General features: G+C 63.8%; 18 protein-coding genes. 13 read left to right on the top strand and 5 right to left on the bottom strand.

Translation table 11 applies throughout. The features are described 5' to 3' along the window. Window positions 1-95: 95 nt before the first annotated feature. Window positions 96-824 (bottom strand): class I SAM-dependent methyltransferase, encoded by a 729-nt coding sequence (locus A9K65_RS06560; protein WP_064995915.1) that lies wholly within the window; start codon window positions 822-824, stop codon window positions 96-98. A gap of 65 nt (window positions 825-889) precedes the next feature. Beyond that, window positions 890-1,369: an Lrp/AsnC family transcriptional regulator gene (locus A9K65_RS06555; RefSeq protein WP_013529131.1), complete on the bottom strand. Its 480-nt coding sequence runs from the start codon at window positions 1,367-1,369 to the stop codon at window positions 890-892. Window positions 1,370-1,504: 135 nt separating this feature from the next. Here A9K65_RS06555 and A9K65_RS06550 point away from each other — a divergent pair, with 135 nt between their 5' ends. The 9 genes from A9K65_RS06550 (at window position 1,505) to A9K65_RS06510 (ending at window position 9,518) form a co-directional block, all read left to right on the top strand. After that, window positions 1,505-2,422, top strand: coding sequence for a DMT family transporter (locus A9K65_RS06550; protein WP_027162529.1), 918 nt, complete (start codon window positions 1,505-1,507; stop codon window positions 2,420-2,422). Window positions 2,423-2,556: 134 nt separating this feature from the next. Beyond that, on the top strand, window positions 2,557-3,204 hold the full coding sequence (locus A9K65_RS06545) for a thiamine phosphate synthase (protein WP_064995916.1): 648 nt from the start codon (window positions 2,557-2,559) through the stop codon (window positions 3,202-3,204). A gap of 1 nt (window position 3,205) precedes the next feature. Beyond that, the gene (locus A9K65_RS06540; RefSeq protein WP_013529128.1) at window positions 3,206-4,246 is read left to right on the top strand and encodes a tetratricopeptide repeat protein; all 1,041 of its coding nucleotides are present in this window, start codon (window positions 3,206-3,208) and stop codon (window positions 4,244-4,246) included. A gap of 173 nt (window positions 4,247-4,419) precedes the next feature. Continuing rightward, on the top strand, window positions 4,420-4,986 hold the full coding sequence (efp, locus tag A9K65_RS06535; RefSeq protein WP_013529127.1) for an elongation factor P: 567 nt from the start codon (window positions 4,420-4,422) through the stop codon (window positions 4,984-4,986). 85 nt (window positions 4,987-5,071) lie between these two features. Continuing rightward, complete coding sequence (locus tag A9K65_RS06530) at window positions 5,072-5,872, top strand: inositol monophosphatase family protein (RefSeq protein ID WP_013529126.1); 801 nt, start codon at window positions 5,072-5,074, stop codon at window positions 5,870-5,872. Between the two features lie 122 nt (window positions 5,873-5,994). Then, window positions 5,995-6,681 carry a hemolysin III family protein gene (locus tag A9K65_RS06525; protein ID WP_027162532.1) on the top strand — a complete coding sequence of 229 codons (687 nt, stop codon included), beginning with the start codon at window positions 5,995-5,997 and terminating at the stop codon, window positions 6,679-6,681. 104 nt (window positions 6,682-6,785) lie between these two features. Further along, a complete protein-coding gene (locus A9K65_RS06520; protein ID WP_013529124.1) occupies window positions 6,786-7,811 on the top strand; it encodes a MotA/TolQ/ExbB proton channel family protein in 1,026 nt (341 codons plus the stop codon). A gap of 1 nt (window position 7,812) precedes the next feature. Next, window positions 7,813-8,844: a peptidoglycan -binding protein gene (locus A9K65_RS06515; RefSeq protein WP_013529123.1), complete on the top strand. Its 1,032-nt coding sequence runs from the start codon at window positions 7,813-7,815 to the stop codon at window positions 8,842-8,844. A gap of 239 nt (window positions 8,845-9,083) precedes the next feature. Continuing rightward, the gene (locus A9K65_RS06510) at window positions 9,084-9,518 is read left to right on the top strand and encodes a hypothetical protein (protein WP_013529122.1); all 435 of its coding nucleotides are present in this window, start codon (window positions 9,084-9,086) and stop codon (window positions 9,516-9,518) included. Between the two features lie 75 nt (window positions 9,519-9,593). Here A9K65_RS06510 and A9K65_RS06505 read toward each other — a convergent pair whose 3' ends face one another. Continuing rightward, window positions 9,594-9,947, bottom strand: a complete 354-nt coding sequence (locus A9K65_RS06505) for a DUF1304 domain-containing protein (protein WP_063169204.1) — start codon at window positions 9,945-9,947, stop codon at window positions 9,594-9,596. Window positions 9,948-10,087: 140 nt separating this feature from the next. Between A9K65_RS06505 and A9K65_RS06500 the strand changes: the two genes are divergently transcribed. Continuing rightward, on the top strand, window positions 10,088-11,575 hold the full coding sequence (locus tag A9K65_RS06500; protein WP_064995917.1) for a carboxypeptidase M32: 1,488 nt from the start codon (window positions 10,088-10,090) through the stop codon (window positions 11,573-11,575). A 27-nt stretch (window positions 11,576-11,602) separates the two neighbouring features. On the opposite strand, the gene A9K65_RS06495 is transcribed toward A9K65_RS06500, so the two are convergent. Beyond that, a complete protein-coding gene (locus A9K65_RS06495) occupies window positions 11,603-13,402 on the bottom strand; it encodes an ABC transporter transmembrane domain-containing protein (RefSeq protein ID WP_013529119.1) in 1,800 nt (599 codons plus the stop codon). Window positions 13,403-13,608: 206 nt separating this feature from the next. Here A9K65_RS06495 and rpmE point away from each other — a divergent pair, with 206 nt between their 5' ends. Then, window positions 13,609-13,830 carry a 50S ribosomal protein L31 gene (gene rpmE, locus A9K65_RS06490; RefSeq protein ID WP_013529118.1) on the top strand — a complete coding sequence of 74 codons (222 nt, stop codon included), beginning with the start codon at window positions 13,609-13,611 and terminating at the stop codon, window positions 13,828-13,830. Window positions 13,831-13,958: 128 nt separating this feature from the next. On the opposite strand, the gene A9K65_RS06485 is transcribed toward rpmE, so the two are convergent. Then, the gene (locus tag A9K65_RS06485) at window positions 13,959-14,600 is read right to left on the bottom strand and encodes a TetR/AcrR family transcriptional regulator (protein ID WP_024502910.1); all 642 of its coding nucleotides are present in this window, start codon (window positions 14,598-14,600) and stop codon (window positions 13,959-13,961) included. Between the two features lie 126 nt (window positions 14,601-14,726). Here A9K65_RS06485 and A9K65_RS06480 point away from each other — a divergent pair, with 126 nt between their 5' ends. Together A9K65_RS06480 and A9K65_RS06475 are read left to right on the top strand one after the other, a co-directional pair. Further along, entirely contained in the window at window positions 14,727-15,206 is a 480-nt protein-coding gene (locus A9K65_RS06480; protein WP_024502909.1) for an anthrone oxygenase family protein, read from the top strand. 21 nt (window positions 15,207-15,227) lie between these two features. Beyond that, a complete protein-coding gene (locus A9K65_RS06475) occupies window positions 15,228-15,377 on the top strand; it encodes a hypothetical protein (RefSeq protein WP_084016367.1) in 150 nt (49 codons plus the stop codon). Window positions 15,378-15,382: the final 5 nt, after the last annotated feature.

Here is a 15,382-nt window from a genome sequence, read left to right as displayed (position 1 = left end):
AAGCGTGTCGACGCTTGAATAGCCCAGAATGTCGGGCGGAGCGACAGCAAATATGAGCGTGGCGGCCGCACATGCGGGCCGACGCAGGCCTGTGCCTACCGACGCGCCGAGACCAGCAGGAACATCGGCCGCTCGAGCTCTTCCGCCAGTTCGGGTTTGGCCGCAATCTGCTCTGATGTCGGACTGAACTCCTCGACATGCGCGATGGTGAAGCCGGCCTGCAGGAGAGCGTTGAGCGTGGTGCCGATCGTGCGGTGATGTTTCACCACGCCCTTGGCCAGCCAGTCCGTGCTGCGCGGTCCTTCCACCAGATACTGGTCGACAGGCCACGTCTTTCGGCCTTCGCTATCGATCACCCAGCCGGGTTTGGTCGGCGCCATGAAGATCGGATGTTCCGTCGAAAAGACGAAATGCCCGCCAGGCGCCAGGGCCCGATGCACGGTCCCGAACAGACGCGACACATCCTCGACATAGTGCAAGGCGAGCGAACTGTAGACGAGATCGAAGCTGGCTTCCGGCAGGCTGAGCCGATCGAGATCGGCCGTCTCATAGCTTATCCCTGCATCCGGGCCGGCGGCCCTTGCTCGGGCAAGCATCTTCTCCGACAGGTCCAGGCCAAGCACCTGCGCCGCCCCATGCTCGCGTGCCCATCGGCAGAACCAGCCGAAGCCGCAGCCGAGATCGACGACCCTCAAGCCGCCGACATCGGGCAGCATCGCGCGCATCGCCGGCCACTCGGCGGCACCCTCCAGCCCTTCGACCGAACGGCCGAGTTGGCTGTAGCCTGCGAAGAAATCCTCACGGTCGTATATGTTCTGCGCCATGACAGTCTCGGTCTCATTTGGTCGGCACACTAACCAAGCGGCCACCGGCTTTCCACCCGGCTCGATCAGGAGGCATGCAAGACCTTTGCCCTATCCCGAGAAGCAGCCGCGTCGAGCGGTGGCGGCCGCCGCCGGATCGGCTGCGCCTTGATGATGGCGGTGCTTGTCTCCGCCTTGTCGGCGATACGGTCGAGAATCCCGTCGAGATCGCCGATCGAGCGTACGAACAGCCGGGCGACGAAGCAGTCATCGCCCGTTACCTTGTCGCATTCGCCGAATTCGGGGATGTCCTCGATCAGCTTCTGAACGATGTGCAGCTTGCCCGGCAGAGGCCGGATGCGCACGATCGCCTGCAGGGTATAGCCGAGCGCCAGCGGATCGATCTCGACGGTGAACGCCCGGATGACGCCGCGCTCCTCGAGTCGTCGCAGCCGCTCCGAAACGCTTGGCGACGACAGCCCGACCTGGGCGGCCAGCTCCTTCAGCGAGGTCCGTGCATCCTTGACCAGGATTTCAAGGAGATTTCGGTCGAGATCGTCCAGCATCTTTTTCCTTTTCCCGACAGCTTGGAGCTTTCTCCTAATATAATTAGGCCAATAGGCCATACACCCTTTCCAATCTGATGGAAAGCTTCGCGACCGCATGAGATTATGGCGGCTCAACCGATACGGAGGTTTGTTGTGAACGAGACAGTACGCGGCACGGTCGAAATGTCCGCCGCAATGGCCATCCTGGGAACGATCGGATGGTTCGTCGTCCTGTCCGGCCAGCCGATCATGGATGTGGTGTTTTGGCGTTGCGCTTTCGGCGCGCTGACGCTGCTCATCATCTGCGCCGGGCTGGGGTTGCTGCGCAACAGGCTGTCGCTGCGCATCATCGGCATCGCCGCGCTCGGCGGCGTCGCCATCGTCGTCAACTGGCTTTTGCTGTTCAGCGCTTTCTCGCGCGCGTCGATCTCGATCGCCACCGCCGTCTACAACACGCAGCCCTTCATGCTGGTCGGCTTCGGCGCGCTCTTCTTCGCCGAGCGGCTGAGCCTGACCAAGCTGACCTGGCTGACCATCGCCTTCGCCGGCATGGTGCTGATCGTGCAGTCGGCTCCCGATGCCGGCCCCAATGCCGGCATGGCCGGCACGGATTATTTCACCGGCATCGTCATGGCATTGGGCGCGGCCTTCTTCTGGGCCGTCGCCGCCATCGTCACCAAGAAGCTCAAGGGCACGCCACCGCATCTGATTGCGCTGATCCAGGTCTGCGTCGGCGTCGTCATGCTGGCGCCGTTCGCCAATCTATCCCGGCTTCCAGCCGATGCCTGGAGCTGGACCATGCTGGCGACGCTCGGCATCGTCCACACCGGCCTGATGTACATACTGATGTACGGCGCCATCCAGAAGCTGCCGACGCATCTGCAGGGATCGCTGTCGTTCATCTATCCCGTCGTCGCCATCCTGGTCGACGTCGTCGCCTTCGGCCATCGGCTGCATCTGAGCCAGGTCGTCGGCGCTACCGCCATCCTGATCGCCGCCGCCGGCATGAATCTCGGCTGGACGCTGTGGAAGGGCAAACCGCCCGTCGCGAGCCCGCACCCGATCAAGTGAAGCGGCCCGCCGGCTGCCCGGCGGATCAAACATCGCGATCCCGGCTGCCCGCCTGTTCAAGGCGGGCACTTTGCTCTATGCCGCAATCCAACCATCTTCGCCCGGCATAGGCGAAACGCGGGACCCGAAGAACCATGAATGAAGCAACGCCCCCCAATCGCTGTCGCATCGTGCTGATCGCGCCGCCCGGCGTGCCGGCGGCCCGTATTGTCACGGCATTCGATGGTGGCGATGTCGCTTCGCTGATCCTGCCCGAGAACGGCATGGATGAAGCCTCCTTCCAGGCTTTCGCCGAACGGATCGTGCCGGCAGCGCAAGCCGCCGGCGTTGCTGTCATCATCGCCGGCGACACCCGCATAGCCGGCCGCGTCCAGGCCGACGGCATCCATGTCGAAGTCTCCAAGGCCGAACTCGCCGAGACGATCGAGCATTTCCAGGCAAAGATGATGGTCGGCACCGGTGGCGCCAAGACGCGTGGCGACGCGCTCGAGCTTGGCGAGACGCGGCCAGACTACATTTTCTTCGGCCGCTTCGGCTACGACAACAAGCCCGAACCGCACCCGCGCAACCTGTCGCTCGGCGCATGGTGGGCGGACATGATCCAGATCCCTTGCATCGTCATGGCCGGATCCGACATCGCCTCGGTCGAAGCCGTGGGCGCCACCGGCGCTGAATTCGTGGCGCTGTCGAGCGCCGTGTTCGCCGACGGCACCGACCCCAGGACAGCGGTCGCCACCGCCAACGCGCTGCTCGACGAGACTGCGCCGCGTTTCGAGGACTGAAATGTCATCGGCGACGCTTCCCCTCCAGGCTCTGCTTGCGGTGCTGATGGTCCAGGCGGCGGCCGCGGAGACCATCCCCTTGCCGCAGCCCAAGCCGGAAATCGGCGTCCACACCGATAAGCCGATCGACAAGCCGTTGCCGCAGCCCGCCACCACGGCCGAGCCTGCGCCGCTGCCGTCGGCCGACGCCGTCAATCCCGACCGCTTCGGCGCAAAACCCGCCGACGCGGCCTATGGCGCCTTCCAGCGCGGCCTCTACAAGACAGCTTACAATCTGGCATTGGTCCGGGCGCAAAACGGCGACCCGGCGGCGCAGACCCTGGTGGCCGAGATCCTGTCGCGAGGTCTCGGTGTACCGGTCAATTCGGCGCAGGCGGCGAAATGGTACGCCTTGGCCGCCGAACAGGGTGTGCCGGAATCGCAGTTCCAGTATGCGCTGATGCTGCTCGACGGCCGCTATGTCAAAAAGGATGGAAAAGAGGCCTACGCCCTGATGCAGGCCGCAGCCGAAGCCGGCAACCGGCTGGCGCAATTCAATTTCGCGCAGATGCTGGTCCAGCAGGACCCCGGCGACGCCGGTATGGCCAAGGCGGTCTCCTACTATGAACGCGCCGCTGCGACCGGCCTCGCGGACGCGCAATATGCAATGTCGCAGATCTACGCCAACGGTGTCGGCGGCAAGCCACGCGACGATGCCCAGGCAAGGCGCCTGCTGGCGCAGGCCGCAAGGCAGAACTACGACACCGCGCAAATCGATCTCGCCGCCTGGATGATCGAAGGCCGCGGCGGCGCGCGCGACCTGAAATCCGCCTTCGGCTGGATGAAGCAGGCGGCGGAGGGCGGCAATGTTGCCGCCCAGAACCGCCTGGCCAAGCTCTATATGCAAGGCATCGGCACCGATCCGGACCTGGTCCTTGCCGGTGCCTGGTACATCATTGCCCGCCGCGCCGGCCTCATCGATCCGCAGATGGACGACTTCCTGCAGGGGCTGGACGACGACCAAACCAAGCAGGCGCTGCAGAAGGCCAACCGACTGCCTTGACGGCGGTTCTCACGGTCATTGCAAGTGCAACCCCGGCTCCCTTGCCTGGTCGCAACCTGCCCGCTCCCTTGCCTCTTCTGGCGATTTGTGGTCTTGGGAGCCCGAAATCGCTTTCCCAGCGAATATCCCTTACCGACGGCGTGGCCGTAGGCATCATTCCGGATCATCTAATCATGGCCAAGATCAATGGCAACGAAATCCGTCCCGGCTATGTCATCGAGCATGATGGCGGCCTTTGGGTGGCGGTCAGGACCAACACCGTCAAGCCTGGCAAGGGCGGCGCCTACAATCAGGTCGAACTGAAGAACCTCATCAACGGCACCAAGCTCAACGAGCGCTTCCGCTCGGCCGAGACGGTCGAACAGATCCGGCTCGACCTGAAGGATTTTTCCTTCCTCTACGCGCAGGAAGACGCCCTGGTGTTCATGGACACCCAGAGCTACGAGCAGCTCGAATTGAACAAGGACTTCGTCGGCGATCGCGCCGCCTTCCTGCAGGACGGCATGATGGTAACGGTCCAGCTCTACGAAGAGCGGCCGATCGGCATTTCGCTGCCCGACTATGTGACGCTGACCATCACCGAGGCCGACCCGGTGGTGAAGGGCCAGACGGCGGCATCGTCCTACAAGCCGGCGATCCTGGAGAACGGCATCCGCGTCCTGGTGCCGCCCTTCATCGGCGCCGGCGAACGCATCATCGTCGACACCAACGAAATCACTTACGTGCGCCGCGCCGACTGACGCATGTCGCCCAACAGTGGCCCGGTTCCGGGTCACCGACATGCATCGAGGCAGAATTTAAAGCGCAGCACCGGGAAAAAGCACTATGGCACGCTCAGCCCTTCTCAACGTCATGGTCCAGGCCGCAATGAAGGCCGGCCGCTCGCTGTCGCGCGACTTCGGCGAAGTGCAGAACCTGCAGGTCTCGATGAAGGGCCCCGGCGACTATGTCAGCCAGGCCGACCGCAAGGCCGAGGACATCGTCTTCGCCGAACTGTCCAAGGCACGGCCCGGCTATTCCTTCCTGATGGAGGAGCGCGGCGTGGTCGAAGGCGACGACGGCCAGCATCGCTGGATCGTCGACCCGCTCGACGGCACCACCAATTTCCTGCACGGCATTCCGCTCTTTGCCGTTTCGATCGCGCTGGAGCGCCAGGGCCAGATCGTCGCCGGCGTCATCTACAATCCGGCGATGGACGAACTCTACACCTGCGAACGCGGCGGCGGCGCCTTCATGAACGACCGCCGCTTGCGCGTCGCCGGCCGCATCAAGCTGGTCGACACGGTCATCGGCTGCGGCATGCCGCATCTCGGCCGCGGCCACCACGGCAATTTCCTCGTCGAGCTGCGCAACGTCATGGCCGAGGTTTCCGGCGTCCGCCGCCTCGGCTCCGCATCGCTCGATCTCGCCTATGTCGCTGCCGGCCGCATGGATGGCTTCTGGGAAACCGGCCTGTCTGCCTGGGATATCGCCGCCGGGCTGCTTTTGATCCGCGAGGCAGGCGGCTTCGTCTCCGACATGGATGGCGGCCAGGACATGCTCGACAACGGTTCGGTCGTCGCCGGCAACGAGATCATCCAGCGCGCTTTGCTCAAGGTCGTGAAGAAGCCGCTCTCCTCTCGTTGACAGGCAAGCCGCGCCGACAAACCGCCGCGCTGATGCGCCGCAGTCGCAAAACCGCAACGGAAGCTTGAAATACTGCCCGGCGAGCGCCCAGATTGGAGGGCGCGGCGCAGGAACCCGGCTTAGTGAGAGACAACGAACCCTACCCCGATATCCCGTTCATCGGACGCTGGCACTATTCGCGTGCCGAGATGATCGCCGACGGTATCGTCCACGCGGTCGGCATCGTGCTGGCGATATCGGCCGGTTCCGCGCTGCTGGCGCTGGCGGCGTTTCGTGTCGGACCCGGCGAATACATCGCCGCCGCCTTCTACGTGGTTTCGCTGCTCACCGTGCTCTCGGTGTCGATGACCTACAATCTGTGGCCGGTCTCGTCGCCGGCAAAATGGGTGTTGCGGCGTTTCGACCACGCCGCGATCTATCTGCTGATCGCCGCGACCTATACGCCTTTCCTGGCGCAGCTCGAAGGCTCGCCGTTGGCGCGCTGGATGATCGTGCTGGTCTGGACCGCGGCAGCGCTGGGCATTGCCATCAAGGTGTTCTTTCCCGGCCGTTTCGACCGGCTGGCGATCGGCTTCTATCTCGCCATTGGCTGGAGCGGCATCATCCTGGTCAAGCCGCTTGTCCAGACGCTGCCGACGACATCGATAGCGCTGATCGTTGCCGGCGGCATCGTCTACTCCTGCGGCGTCATCTTCTTCGCCTGGAAGGGGCTGCGCTTCCACAATGCGCTGTGGCACGGTTTCGTCGTCACCGGCGCCAGCCTGCATCTGGCCGCCATGGTCGACTGTCTGGTCATCAATCGCCTCTGACACTATCGACGCGGCAATATTGCCAAGCGCCATTCAATTTGGTCACAATTCCGTTTAGAGTCGCGGTTTACGTGATCGGCGGCGGCATCGGAAACGGGGCACGGATGGCTTTTCTCAGATCCTTCGGCATGGGCAGACGTTCTGATGTCCTGATCTACGACCCACATAAATTATCGAGCCCGCAGGTCTTTCTGCTGACCATGGTGATCTTCCTGGTCATCGTCGCCTTCATCGCCGCCATCCTCACCCGACAGATCTCAACCGCCTTTGGCAGCAATCCCGGCCTCAATGGCCTGATCGTCGGCGTGCTGGTGGTCGGCATCCTTTTGGCCTTCGCCCAGGTCGGGCGACTGTTTCGCGAAGTGCGCTGGGTCAACTCCTTCCGTGCCGGCTCGGAGACGACCGAACCGGTGCTGCTGGCGCCAATGAAGGCGATGATCGGCCGTTCCTCGGCGATGGCCTTCTCGACCAGTTCGATGCGCACCATGCTCGATTCCATCGCCACGCGCCTCGACGAAAGCCGCGACACCTCGCGCTATCTCGTCGGCCTGCTGGTGTTCCTCGGCCTGCTCGGCACCTTCTGGGGACTGTTGAACACCATCGGCTCGATCCGCGAAACCATCGAATCGCTCGATCCCGGCACCGGTGACGCCGCCGCGGTGCTCGATTCCCTGAAGCAGGGGCTTTCGGCGCCGCTGGCCGGCATGGGCACCGCCTTCTCGTCCTCGCTGTTCGGCCTCTCCGGCTCGCTGGTGCTCGGCTTCCTCGACCTGCAGGCCGGCCGCGCCCAGACGCGCTTCTACACCGAACTGGAAAACTGGCTTTCCTCGGTCACCGACCTGTCGTCGGACATCGTCGTCGCCGACCCGGCCAAAACCGAATCCTCCGACGAGATCCGGGTGCTGTCGGAACGGCTGCGCTCGATGCAGGAGAATGGCGGCGGCTCCAACCCGCGCGTCGCCACCGCCATGGCCAATCTCGCCGACGGCATTTCCGGCCTGGTCAAGAATATGCGCTCGGAACAGCAGATCATGCGCGACTGGGTCGAGGCCCAGTCCGACGAGCAGAAGGCGATGCGCAACACGCTGGAAAAGATCGCCGATGCCCTGAAGAAGCCCGGAGTGCACTGAAGTGGCGCTCGCCAGGGGCCGGCGCACCGATCGCCGCATCGACTATTGGCCGGGCTTCGTCGACGCGCTGTCGACGCTGCTTTTGGCGATCATGTTCCTGCTCACGGTCTTCGTGCTGGCGCAGTTCCTGCTGGGACGCGAAATATCCGGCAAGGATACGGCGCTCTCGCGCCTCAACTCGCAGATCAACGAACTGACCCAATTGCTGGCGCTGGAGCGCTCGACGGCGCAGGACAAGGATGATTCCCTGGCCAATCTGCAGGCGTCGCTGTCGGCCGCGCAAGCGGAAAAGAGCCGGCTCGAACGATTGCTGGCGCAAGGTGCCGGTGCCGGCGACGCCGCCAACCAGCGTGCAGCGGCGCTCGGCGGCGAACTCGACAGCCAGCGCCAGATCAGCCAGCAGGCGCTGAGCCAGGTCGAGATCCTCAACCAGCAGATCGCGGCGCTGCGCAAGCAGATCGGCGCGCTCGAGGATGCGCTCAACGTCTCCGAAATCCGCGACCGCGATTCCAACACCAAGATCGCCGATCTCGGCCGCCGCCTCAACGTCGCGCTGGCGCAGCGCGTGCAGGAGTTGAACCGCTACCGCTCCGACTTCTTCGGCCGTTTGCGCGAAATCCTCGCCGACCGCGAGAACATCCGCATCGTCGGCGACCGCTTCGTCTTCCAGTCGGAAGTGCTGTTCCCGACCGGCTCTGAGGTGATCAACGATGCCGGCAAGGTCGAGATGAAGAAACTCGCCGACGCCATCATCGAGTTGCAGAAGGAAATCCCGCCCGAGATCAACTGGGTGCTGCGCGTCGACGGCCATACCGACAACAAGCCGCTCTCCGGCACCGGCCGCTACCGCGACAATTGGGAACTGTCGACGGCGCGTTCGACCTCGGTGGTGAAATTTCTGATCGAGAACGGCGTGCCGGCCAACCGCCTGGTCGCGGCAGGCTTCGGTGAGTTCCAGCCCCTCGATCCCGCCGACACCGAAGAGGCGCGCAACAAGAACCGCCGTATTGAACTGAAGCTCACCGAACGTTGATCCAAAATCACGCGAACTTGTTCGTCGGCTCAACCTTAGGGCGCAGACGGAGGCCGGCAAGGCCTGAAAACATTATCTTTTTTTAATTACACATTGTCGCAGGGCGGTCCTAGCCTGCCGCCCGGGCCGAGAACCGCCGGCGATGAATCCCCCCTCATCGCGACGCGACGGAACCGGACGGCCCAAGGCTGGAAGGCAGGCGGACAACCGCCGCCTCCCTCTACAAGAGGAGACGCGTGATGCGCTCTTTCACTCCCAAGACCTCGCTTAGAACTGCAACACTCACGGCGCTCCTCATCGCCGTCCCGCTTGCCGGCGCCTATGCCGCGGGCCATCACAAGGGCGCTCTCGACGCGACCGATCCAACCGATATGACTGGCCCGCGTGTCGAGGCGCTTATCCAACAGGTGCAGGGCGTCCGGCAGGGCATCGTGGACGCAAGACAGGCCAACAACATCACCCCGGCTGTGGCGGAACGCCTGGAAATGCGCACGGCCCACATCAGTCAGGCGGCAGAGAAAGTCGCCGCCTCCGATCACGGCAGGATACCGGCCGCGCAATACCATGAGCTGCTGCGCCGTCTCGACAATGTCGACCAGCGGCTGATGATCGACACCGGCAGCGGCTTCATGATCGGCGACGGCGCCGACGGCGGCAATTACCCGAACGGCTGAGGCCGTAGCGCCCGAAACGGTCCAAGAGGAAGGAACCGCCTGGCGCCTTCGAGATCGATCCCGCGGGCGTCCTTTTTACCAGCCGAGCAATACCGCGATCAGGGCGATCACCGCCGGCACGGTCTGGATGAACAGGATCTTGCGCCCGACCGTTGCCGCGCCATAGAGGCCGGCAATGGCCACGCAAGCCAGAAAGAAGACCTTGACCTGGAAACCGGCCGCACCAAGGTATAGCCCCCAGATCAACCCGGCGGCGAGGAACCCGTTATAAAGTCCCTGATTGGCCGCGAGCACTTTCGAGGCACTGGCGAATTCCGGGGTCAGGTTGAAAGCCTTGTGCCCGCGCGGCGTGTCCCACAGCACCATCTCCAGATAGACGATGTAGGCATGGATCAAGGCCACCAGCCCGACCAGGATGTTGCCGATCATTTTTCCCCCCTTGATGTGTTGCCGGCAGCATTTCATGCGCGGCCTCGCCTGCGCAAGGTGCATTTGCCGGACGGCATCCGAGGGTTGCCAACGCTTTTGCGTTGGTGTCTTTTCGCGCCGTCCCAATCACGGAAGTCGCCATGTCCTTTCAGAAACTCGACGACCTCGGTCACAAGCTCGAAGCGCTCGAGCATGCGCTGGCCATCCTCGGTGCCGATGAGGCCACGCACATGGCCGTCGGCGGCGGCGAGAAGCGTGCCGAGGCGATGTCGGCACTGGCCGGCATGTATCACACCAGGGCAACGGCGCCCGAGATAGCAGACTGGATCGCCGCGGCCGAACAGGAAGCGATGGGGGAGGAGCAGCGCGCCGCCGTCTCGGAACTGCGGCGGCAATACACCAACCTGACCTGCCTGCCGGTCGAATTCGTCGAACGCCAGACGACCGCGCGCATGCGTTGCGAGCAGCTGTGGCGCGGCCTGCGCGCCAAGAACGACTGGGCAGGCTTCCAGCCGGCGCTGGAGGGCGTCGTGGCGCTGGTGCGCGAGGAGGCGACGCTGCGTGCCGATGTGCTCGGCCTGGCCCCCTATGACGCGCTGATGGAGCAGTACGACCCCGGCAACCGCACCGCCGACATCACGCCTGTGTTCACCGACCTGAAGGCTTTTCTGAAAAGTTTCGTGCCGGAGGCGCTGGCGATCCAGGATGCACGGCAGCGCAAGCGCCCGCTGAAGCCGCTTTCGGGCACCTATGCGATCGATCGGCAGCGCGAGCTCGGCCTTGCCATGATGACGGCAGTCGGCTTCGACCTGACGCATGGGTCGCTGTCGGTGTCGCACCACCCTTTCTGCGGCGGCGTGCCGAGCGACGTGCGTATCACCACCCGCTACAAGACGTCCGACTTCCTGTCGGCGCTGATGGGCGTGCTGCACGAGACCGGCCATGCGCTCTACGAACAGAACCTGCCCAAGGCATGGTCGCACTGGCCGCTCGGCAAAGCGCGCGGCATGGCCGTGCATGAAAGCCAGAGCCTGTTCGTCGAGAAGCAGCTAGGCCGCAACCCGGCCTTCTGGCGCTGGGCGCTGCCAGTGGCTGAAAAGCATCTCGGCGAAGCCTGGTCGCTCGACGACATCCTGCCGCACGTGCATCGCGTCGGACGCGGCCTGATCCGGGTCGATGCCGACGAGGTGACCTATCCCCTGCATGTCATCCTGCGCTACGAACTGGAACAGGAACTCGTCTCGGGCCGGCTGGAGGTGGCCGATCTGCCCGAAGCCTGGGACGCCAAGATGCGCGACTACCTCGGCCTTTCCACCATCGACAACCCAGCCGACGGGCCAATGCAGGACGTGCATTGGCCAGGGGCAGCTTTCGGCTACTTCCCCTCCTACACGCTTGGCGCGATGATGGCGGCACAGCAATGGGCGGCGCTGACGCGGGAGCATCCTGCCGCCGACGAGGATCTCGCCAAAGGCAATTTCGAGGCGATCAACGACTGGCGCCGCCAAAAAATCTGGTCACAGGGGTCACGCTGGTCGACGCCGGACCTGCTCGAACGCGCCACCGGCGAAAAGCTCAATGCCACCTATTTCGTGAACCATCTGAAACAGCGCTATGGAGCCGCATAGCGGCTCTCGCCACAGCGGCAGATCTGCCTATTCCGCCGCGCCCCTGAAAGCACTGGCGCCGGTTTCAAACTGCAGCTTGGCCAGCCGCGCATAGATGCCGCCCTTGGCGACAAGGCTCTGATGCGTGCCTTCCTCGACGATCGAGCCGCCATCCATGACCAGGATCCTGTCGGCCTTCAGCACCGTTGCCAGGCGGTGGGCGATGACGATCGTGGTGCGGCCATGCATCAGCCGTTCCAATGCCGTCTGCACGAGCGTTTCGCTTTCGGCGTCGAGTGCCGAGGTGGCCTCGTCGAGCAACAGGATCGGCGCGTCGCGCAAGATGGCACGGGCGATCGCAACCCGCTGGCGCTGACCGCCTGACAGCGTCACGCCGCGCTCGCCGACTTGGCTGTCATAGCCCTTTTCCAGCTTGAGGATGAATTCATCGGCAAGTGCATCCTTCGCCGCCGTCTCGATTTCGGTCTTGCTGGCTCCCGGCCGGCCGAAACCGATATTGTCACGCGCGCTTGCCGCGAAAATGGTGACGTCCTGCGGCACGATGGCGATGCGCTGGCGGACCGAAACGGGATCGGCCTCGCGCACATCGACGCCGTCGATCAGGATCTTGCCTGTTTCGGGATCGTAAAAACGCAGGATCAGCGAAAACACCGTGCTCTTGCCGGCCCCTGACGGCCCGACGATCGCCACCGTCTCGCCCGGCATGACCTGAAAGCTTAAGCCGTGCACGGCGGCGCGGTCGGGCCTTGCCGGGTAGGAGAAGGAGATATTGTCGAAGACGATCGCGCCCTTGGCGACGGCCGGCAGCGGCTTCGGATCGGCGGGAGCCTGGATCGCCGGCTTCTCGGCCAGGATCTCGGTCAGCCGTTCGGCAGCACCCGCCGCTTGCGCAAGTTCGCCCCACACTTCCGACAGCGCGCCCAGCGCGCCGGCGGCGAACACCGAATAGAGCAGGAACTGGCCGAGCGTGCCTGGCGATATCGAGCCTTCGAGCACGTCGCGCGAGCCGAACCACAGCACCGCCACGACGGACGAGAAGATGGTGAAAATGGCGAAGAAGGTTAAGAAGGAGCGCGCGAAGATCGAGGAGCGTGCCGCCTCGAAAGCAGCTTCCACCGCAGCCGAGAAATGCCCGGTGACCAGCTTCTCATTGGTGAAGGCCTGCAGCGTGCGCACCGCGCCGATCTGCTCGCTGGCATAGGCGGTGGCATCGGCCAGCGTATCCTGCGCCTGGCGTGATTTGCGCCGCACCGAACGGCCGAAGGCGACCAGCGGCAGCACGATCACGGGTATTGCCGCGATGACCAGGCCGGACAGTTTCGGGCTGGTGATGACCATCATCCCCACCGCGCCAAGGCCGAGGATGACATTGCGCAGCGCCACCGAGGCCGTCGCTCCGACCGCCGACTTGACCTGCGTCGTGTCGGCGGCAAGCCGCGACACGATCTCGCCCGACTGGGCGGTGTCGAAGAAGGCAGGCGACAGCGTCGTCACATGGGCAAACACATCGCGCCTGATATCGGCGACGACGCGCTCGCCCAGCGTGATGACGAAATAGTAGCGGCCGGCCGATGCTGCCGCCAGCAGGGCGGCCATAGCCACCAGCGCTGCGAAATATTCGGCAATGAAGGTCGTGCTGGACGACGAGAAGCCATGATCGATCATGCGACGCACCGCCAGCGGCAGCGCCAGCGTGGTTGCCGCCGCGATAACCAGCGAGATAATGGCGCCGACGACCAGCGTGCGGTAGTGCGTGATGTAGGGGAACAGGCGCTTGAGCGGCTTGAGCGAACGCCGGCGCTCGTCTGCGCTGGTGATTTGCGCCATCCCGATGTTTCCTCCAGCCGTCCTTGGGGTCTGCGCCTCAATATGCGCTTGCCGCGGCCTTGTGATTCAATTCCGGCTGATGTATAGGCTCGCCGACCGTTTTAGAAGCCGTGGCTCCTCAATAGCTGCGGCTTCGAGTTTTAAAAAGGGGCGCATCGACGCAGGCTTATGCCCGTCGGCAGCGCCGGCAAGCCAGGAACCGAACCATGAAGACCGACATCCATCCCGATTACCACACCATCAAGGTCGTCATGACCGACGGCACCGAATACACGACCCGTTCGACCTGGGGCAAGGAAGGCGATACGATGAACCTCGATATCGACCCGACCACCCATCCGGCTTGGACCGGCGGCCAGCAGACCCTGCTCGACCGCGGCGGCCGCCTGTCGAAGTTCAAGAAGCGTTTCGAAGGTTTCGGCATCTAATTGCATGTCGCCCAAAAGTGCGAAGCGGTTTTGGGATAACGACTTGCATCAAGTAAGAACTTAAGCCAAACGAGCTTTCACAGATCGAAAACCCGCCCTTGTGGCGGGTTTTTTGTTGCGGCGCGGTCCTACTCGGCCAGCAATTCCCTTAACGCCATGCGCTTGTAGGCGGCGACCAGCCTGTCGCCCTCCTGCCGCTCAACCGAGATCGCCAGCCGCATGGCGGCCTCGCCCATCTGCCAGACCAGAAACGCCGTGGTTTCCAGTGTCGCCGGATCGGCTGCCGGCCGCAGCCGTTTCAGCACCGCGCTGAGGAATTCGGCGTTGGCACGGCTGTCGGCGAGTTCGAGCTGGCGCAGCGCCTTGTCAGCCTGCGTGCCCGACCAGATGTCGCGGATCACCGGCTCGGCCAGGAACAGCCGGTAATAGATGTCGACCAACTCTGAAAACGCGGACTGCAGGCCTTCGGCGTCGCTGATGCCAGCCAGTGCTGCCGAAATGCAGGACTGGCTTTCGGCGGTGTAGCGCTCGGCCAGCGCCCAGATGATCGCCCGCTTGTCCGGAAAGAACTGATAGAGCGACCCGATCGACACCCCAGCGCGCTCCGCCACCTCACCCATGCGCATGGCATCGCTGCCTTGCTCGGCGATCAGCGCCGAGGCAGCCGCCAGCATGCGCTCGACCCGCTCGCGGCTGCGCTGCTGGCTCGGCGCCCGACGCGGTGAAGCAGCCTGCTTCTGTGCGGAAACGGGGGTTGCCGCGTCTTCCATACCTGACTCCAAATGCCGCCAAAATCACTTGACTCGAAAAATACGAGGGTTTATCACGTTTTGCAAATGTGAGGATTAATCACGTTTATGCGGAGGAAAGCACAATGGGCATCTGGAGCAACTGACATGATCGCGAAACTTCTTCCCACTCTCATCTTCATTGCCGCACTTGGCTCAGGCGTCGTCGGCGGCGTCTTCTTTGCTTTCTCCAGCTTCGTCATGCCGGGCCTCGCCCGCATGCCAGCCGCAAGCGGCATTGCCGCGATGAATTCCATCAACGTCACAGCGGTGACGCCGCTGTTCATGACAGCACTGTTCGGCACGGCTCTCGTCTGCATCGTTGTCGCCATCGGTGCGGTGATCGGCTGGAACCAGCCAGGCTCGCTCTGGCTGGTTGCCGGCAGCCTGCTCTATCTCATCGGCATCGTGGTGGTGACGATGATCTTCAACGTCCCGCTCAACGATGCGCTCGCCGCCCTCGATCCGGCCAGCAGCAATGGCGCAAGCCTGTGGTCGCGCTACCTCAACGAGTGGGTGATGTGGAACCATGTCCGCACCATCAGCGGCATAGCCGCGCTGGCATTCTTCTGGTTCGCCGCGCGTTGAAAAGGATGGATGGAGCCACCGATGAAGGGTCAATATTCGAATATGGCCTTCGGCATGGCAATCGGAGTTGGTGTCGGTGCCGCGGTCGGCACCGCTCTGGATGACCTTCCGATGGGCGTCGCCATGGGTGTTGCGATTGGCGCCGCCTTCGGAGCGTGGCGACGCAAGTGACGGCA

The organism is Mesorhizobium sp. WSM1497 (assembly GCF_001672455.2).
Classification (GTDB): domain Bacteria; phylum Pseudomonadota; class Alphaproteobacteria; order Rhizobiales; family Rhizobiaceae; genus Mesorhizobium; species Mesorhizobium ciceri.
The sequence above is the reverse complement of the archived record's forward strand: the minus strand, read 5'-3'. Positions and strand labels throughout refer to the sequence as shown.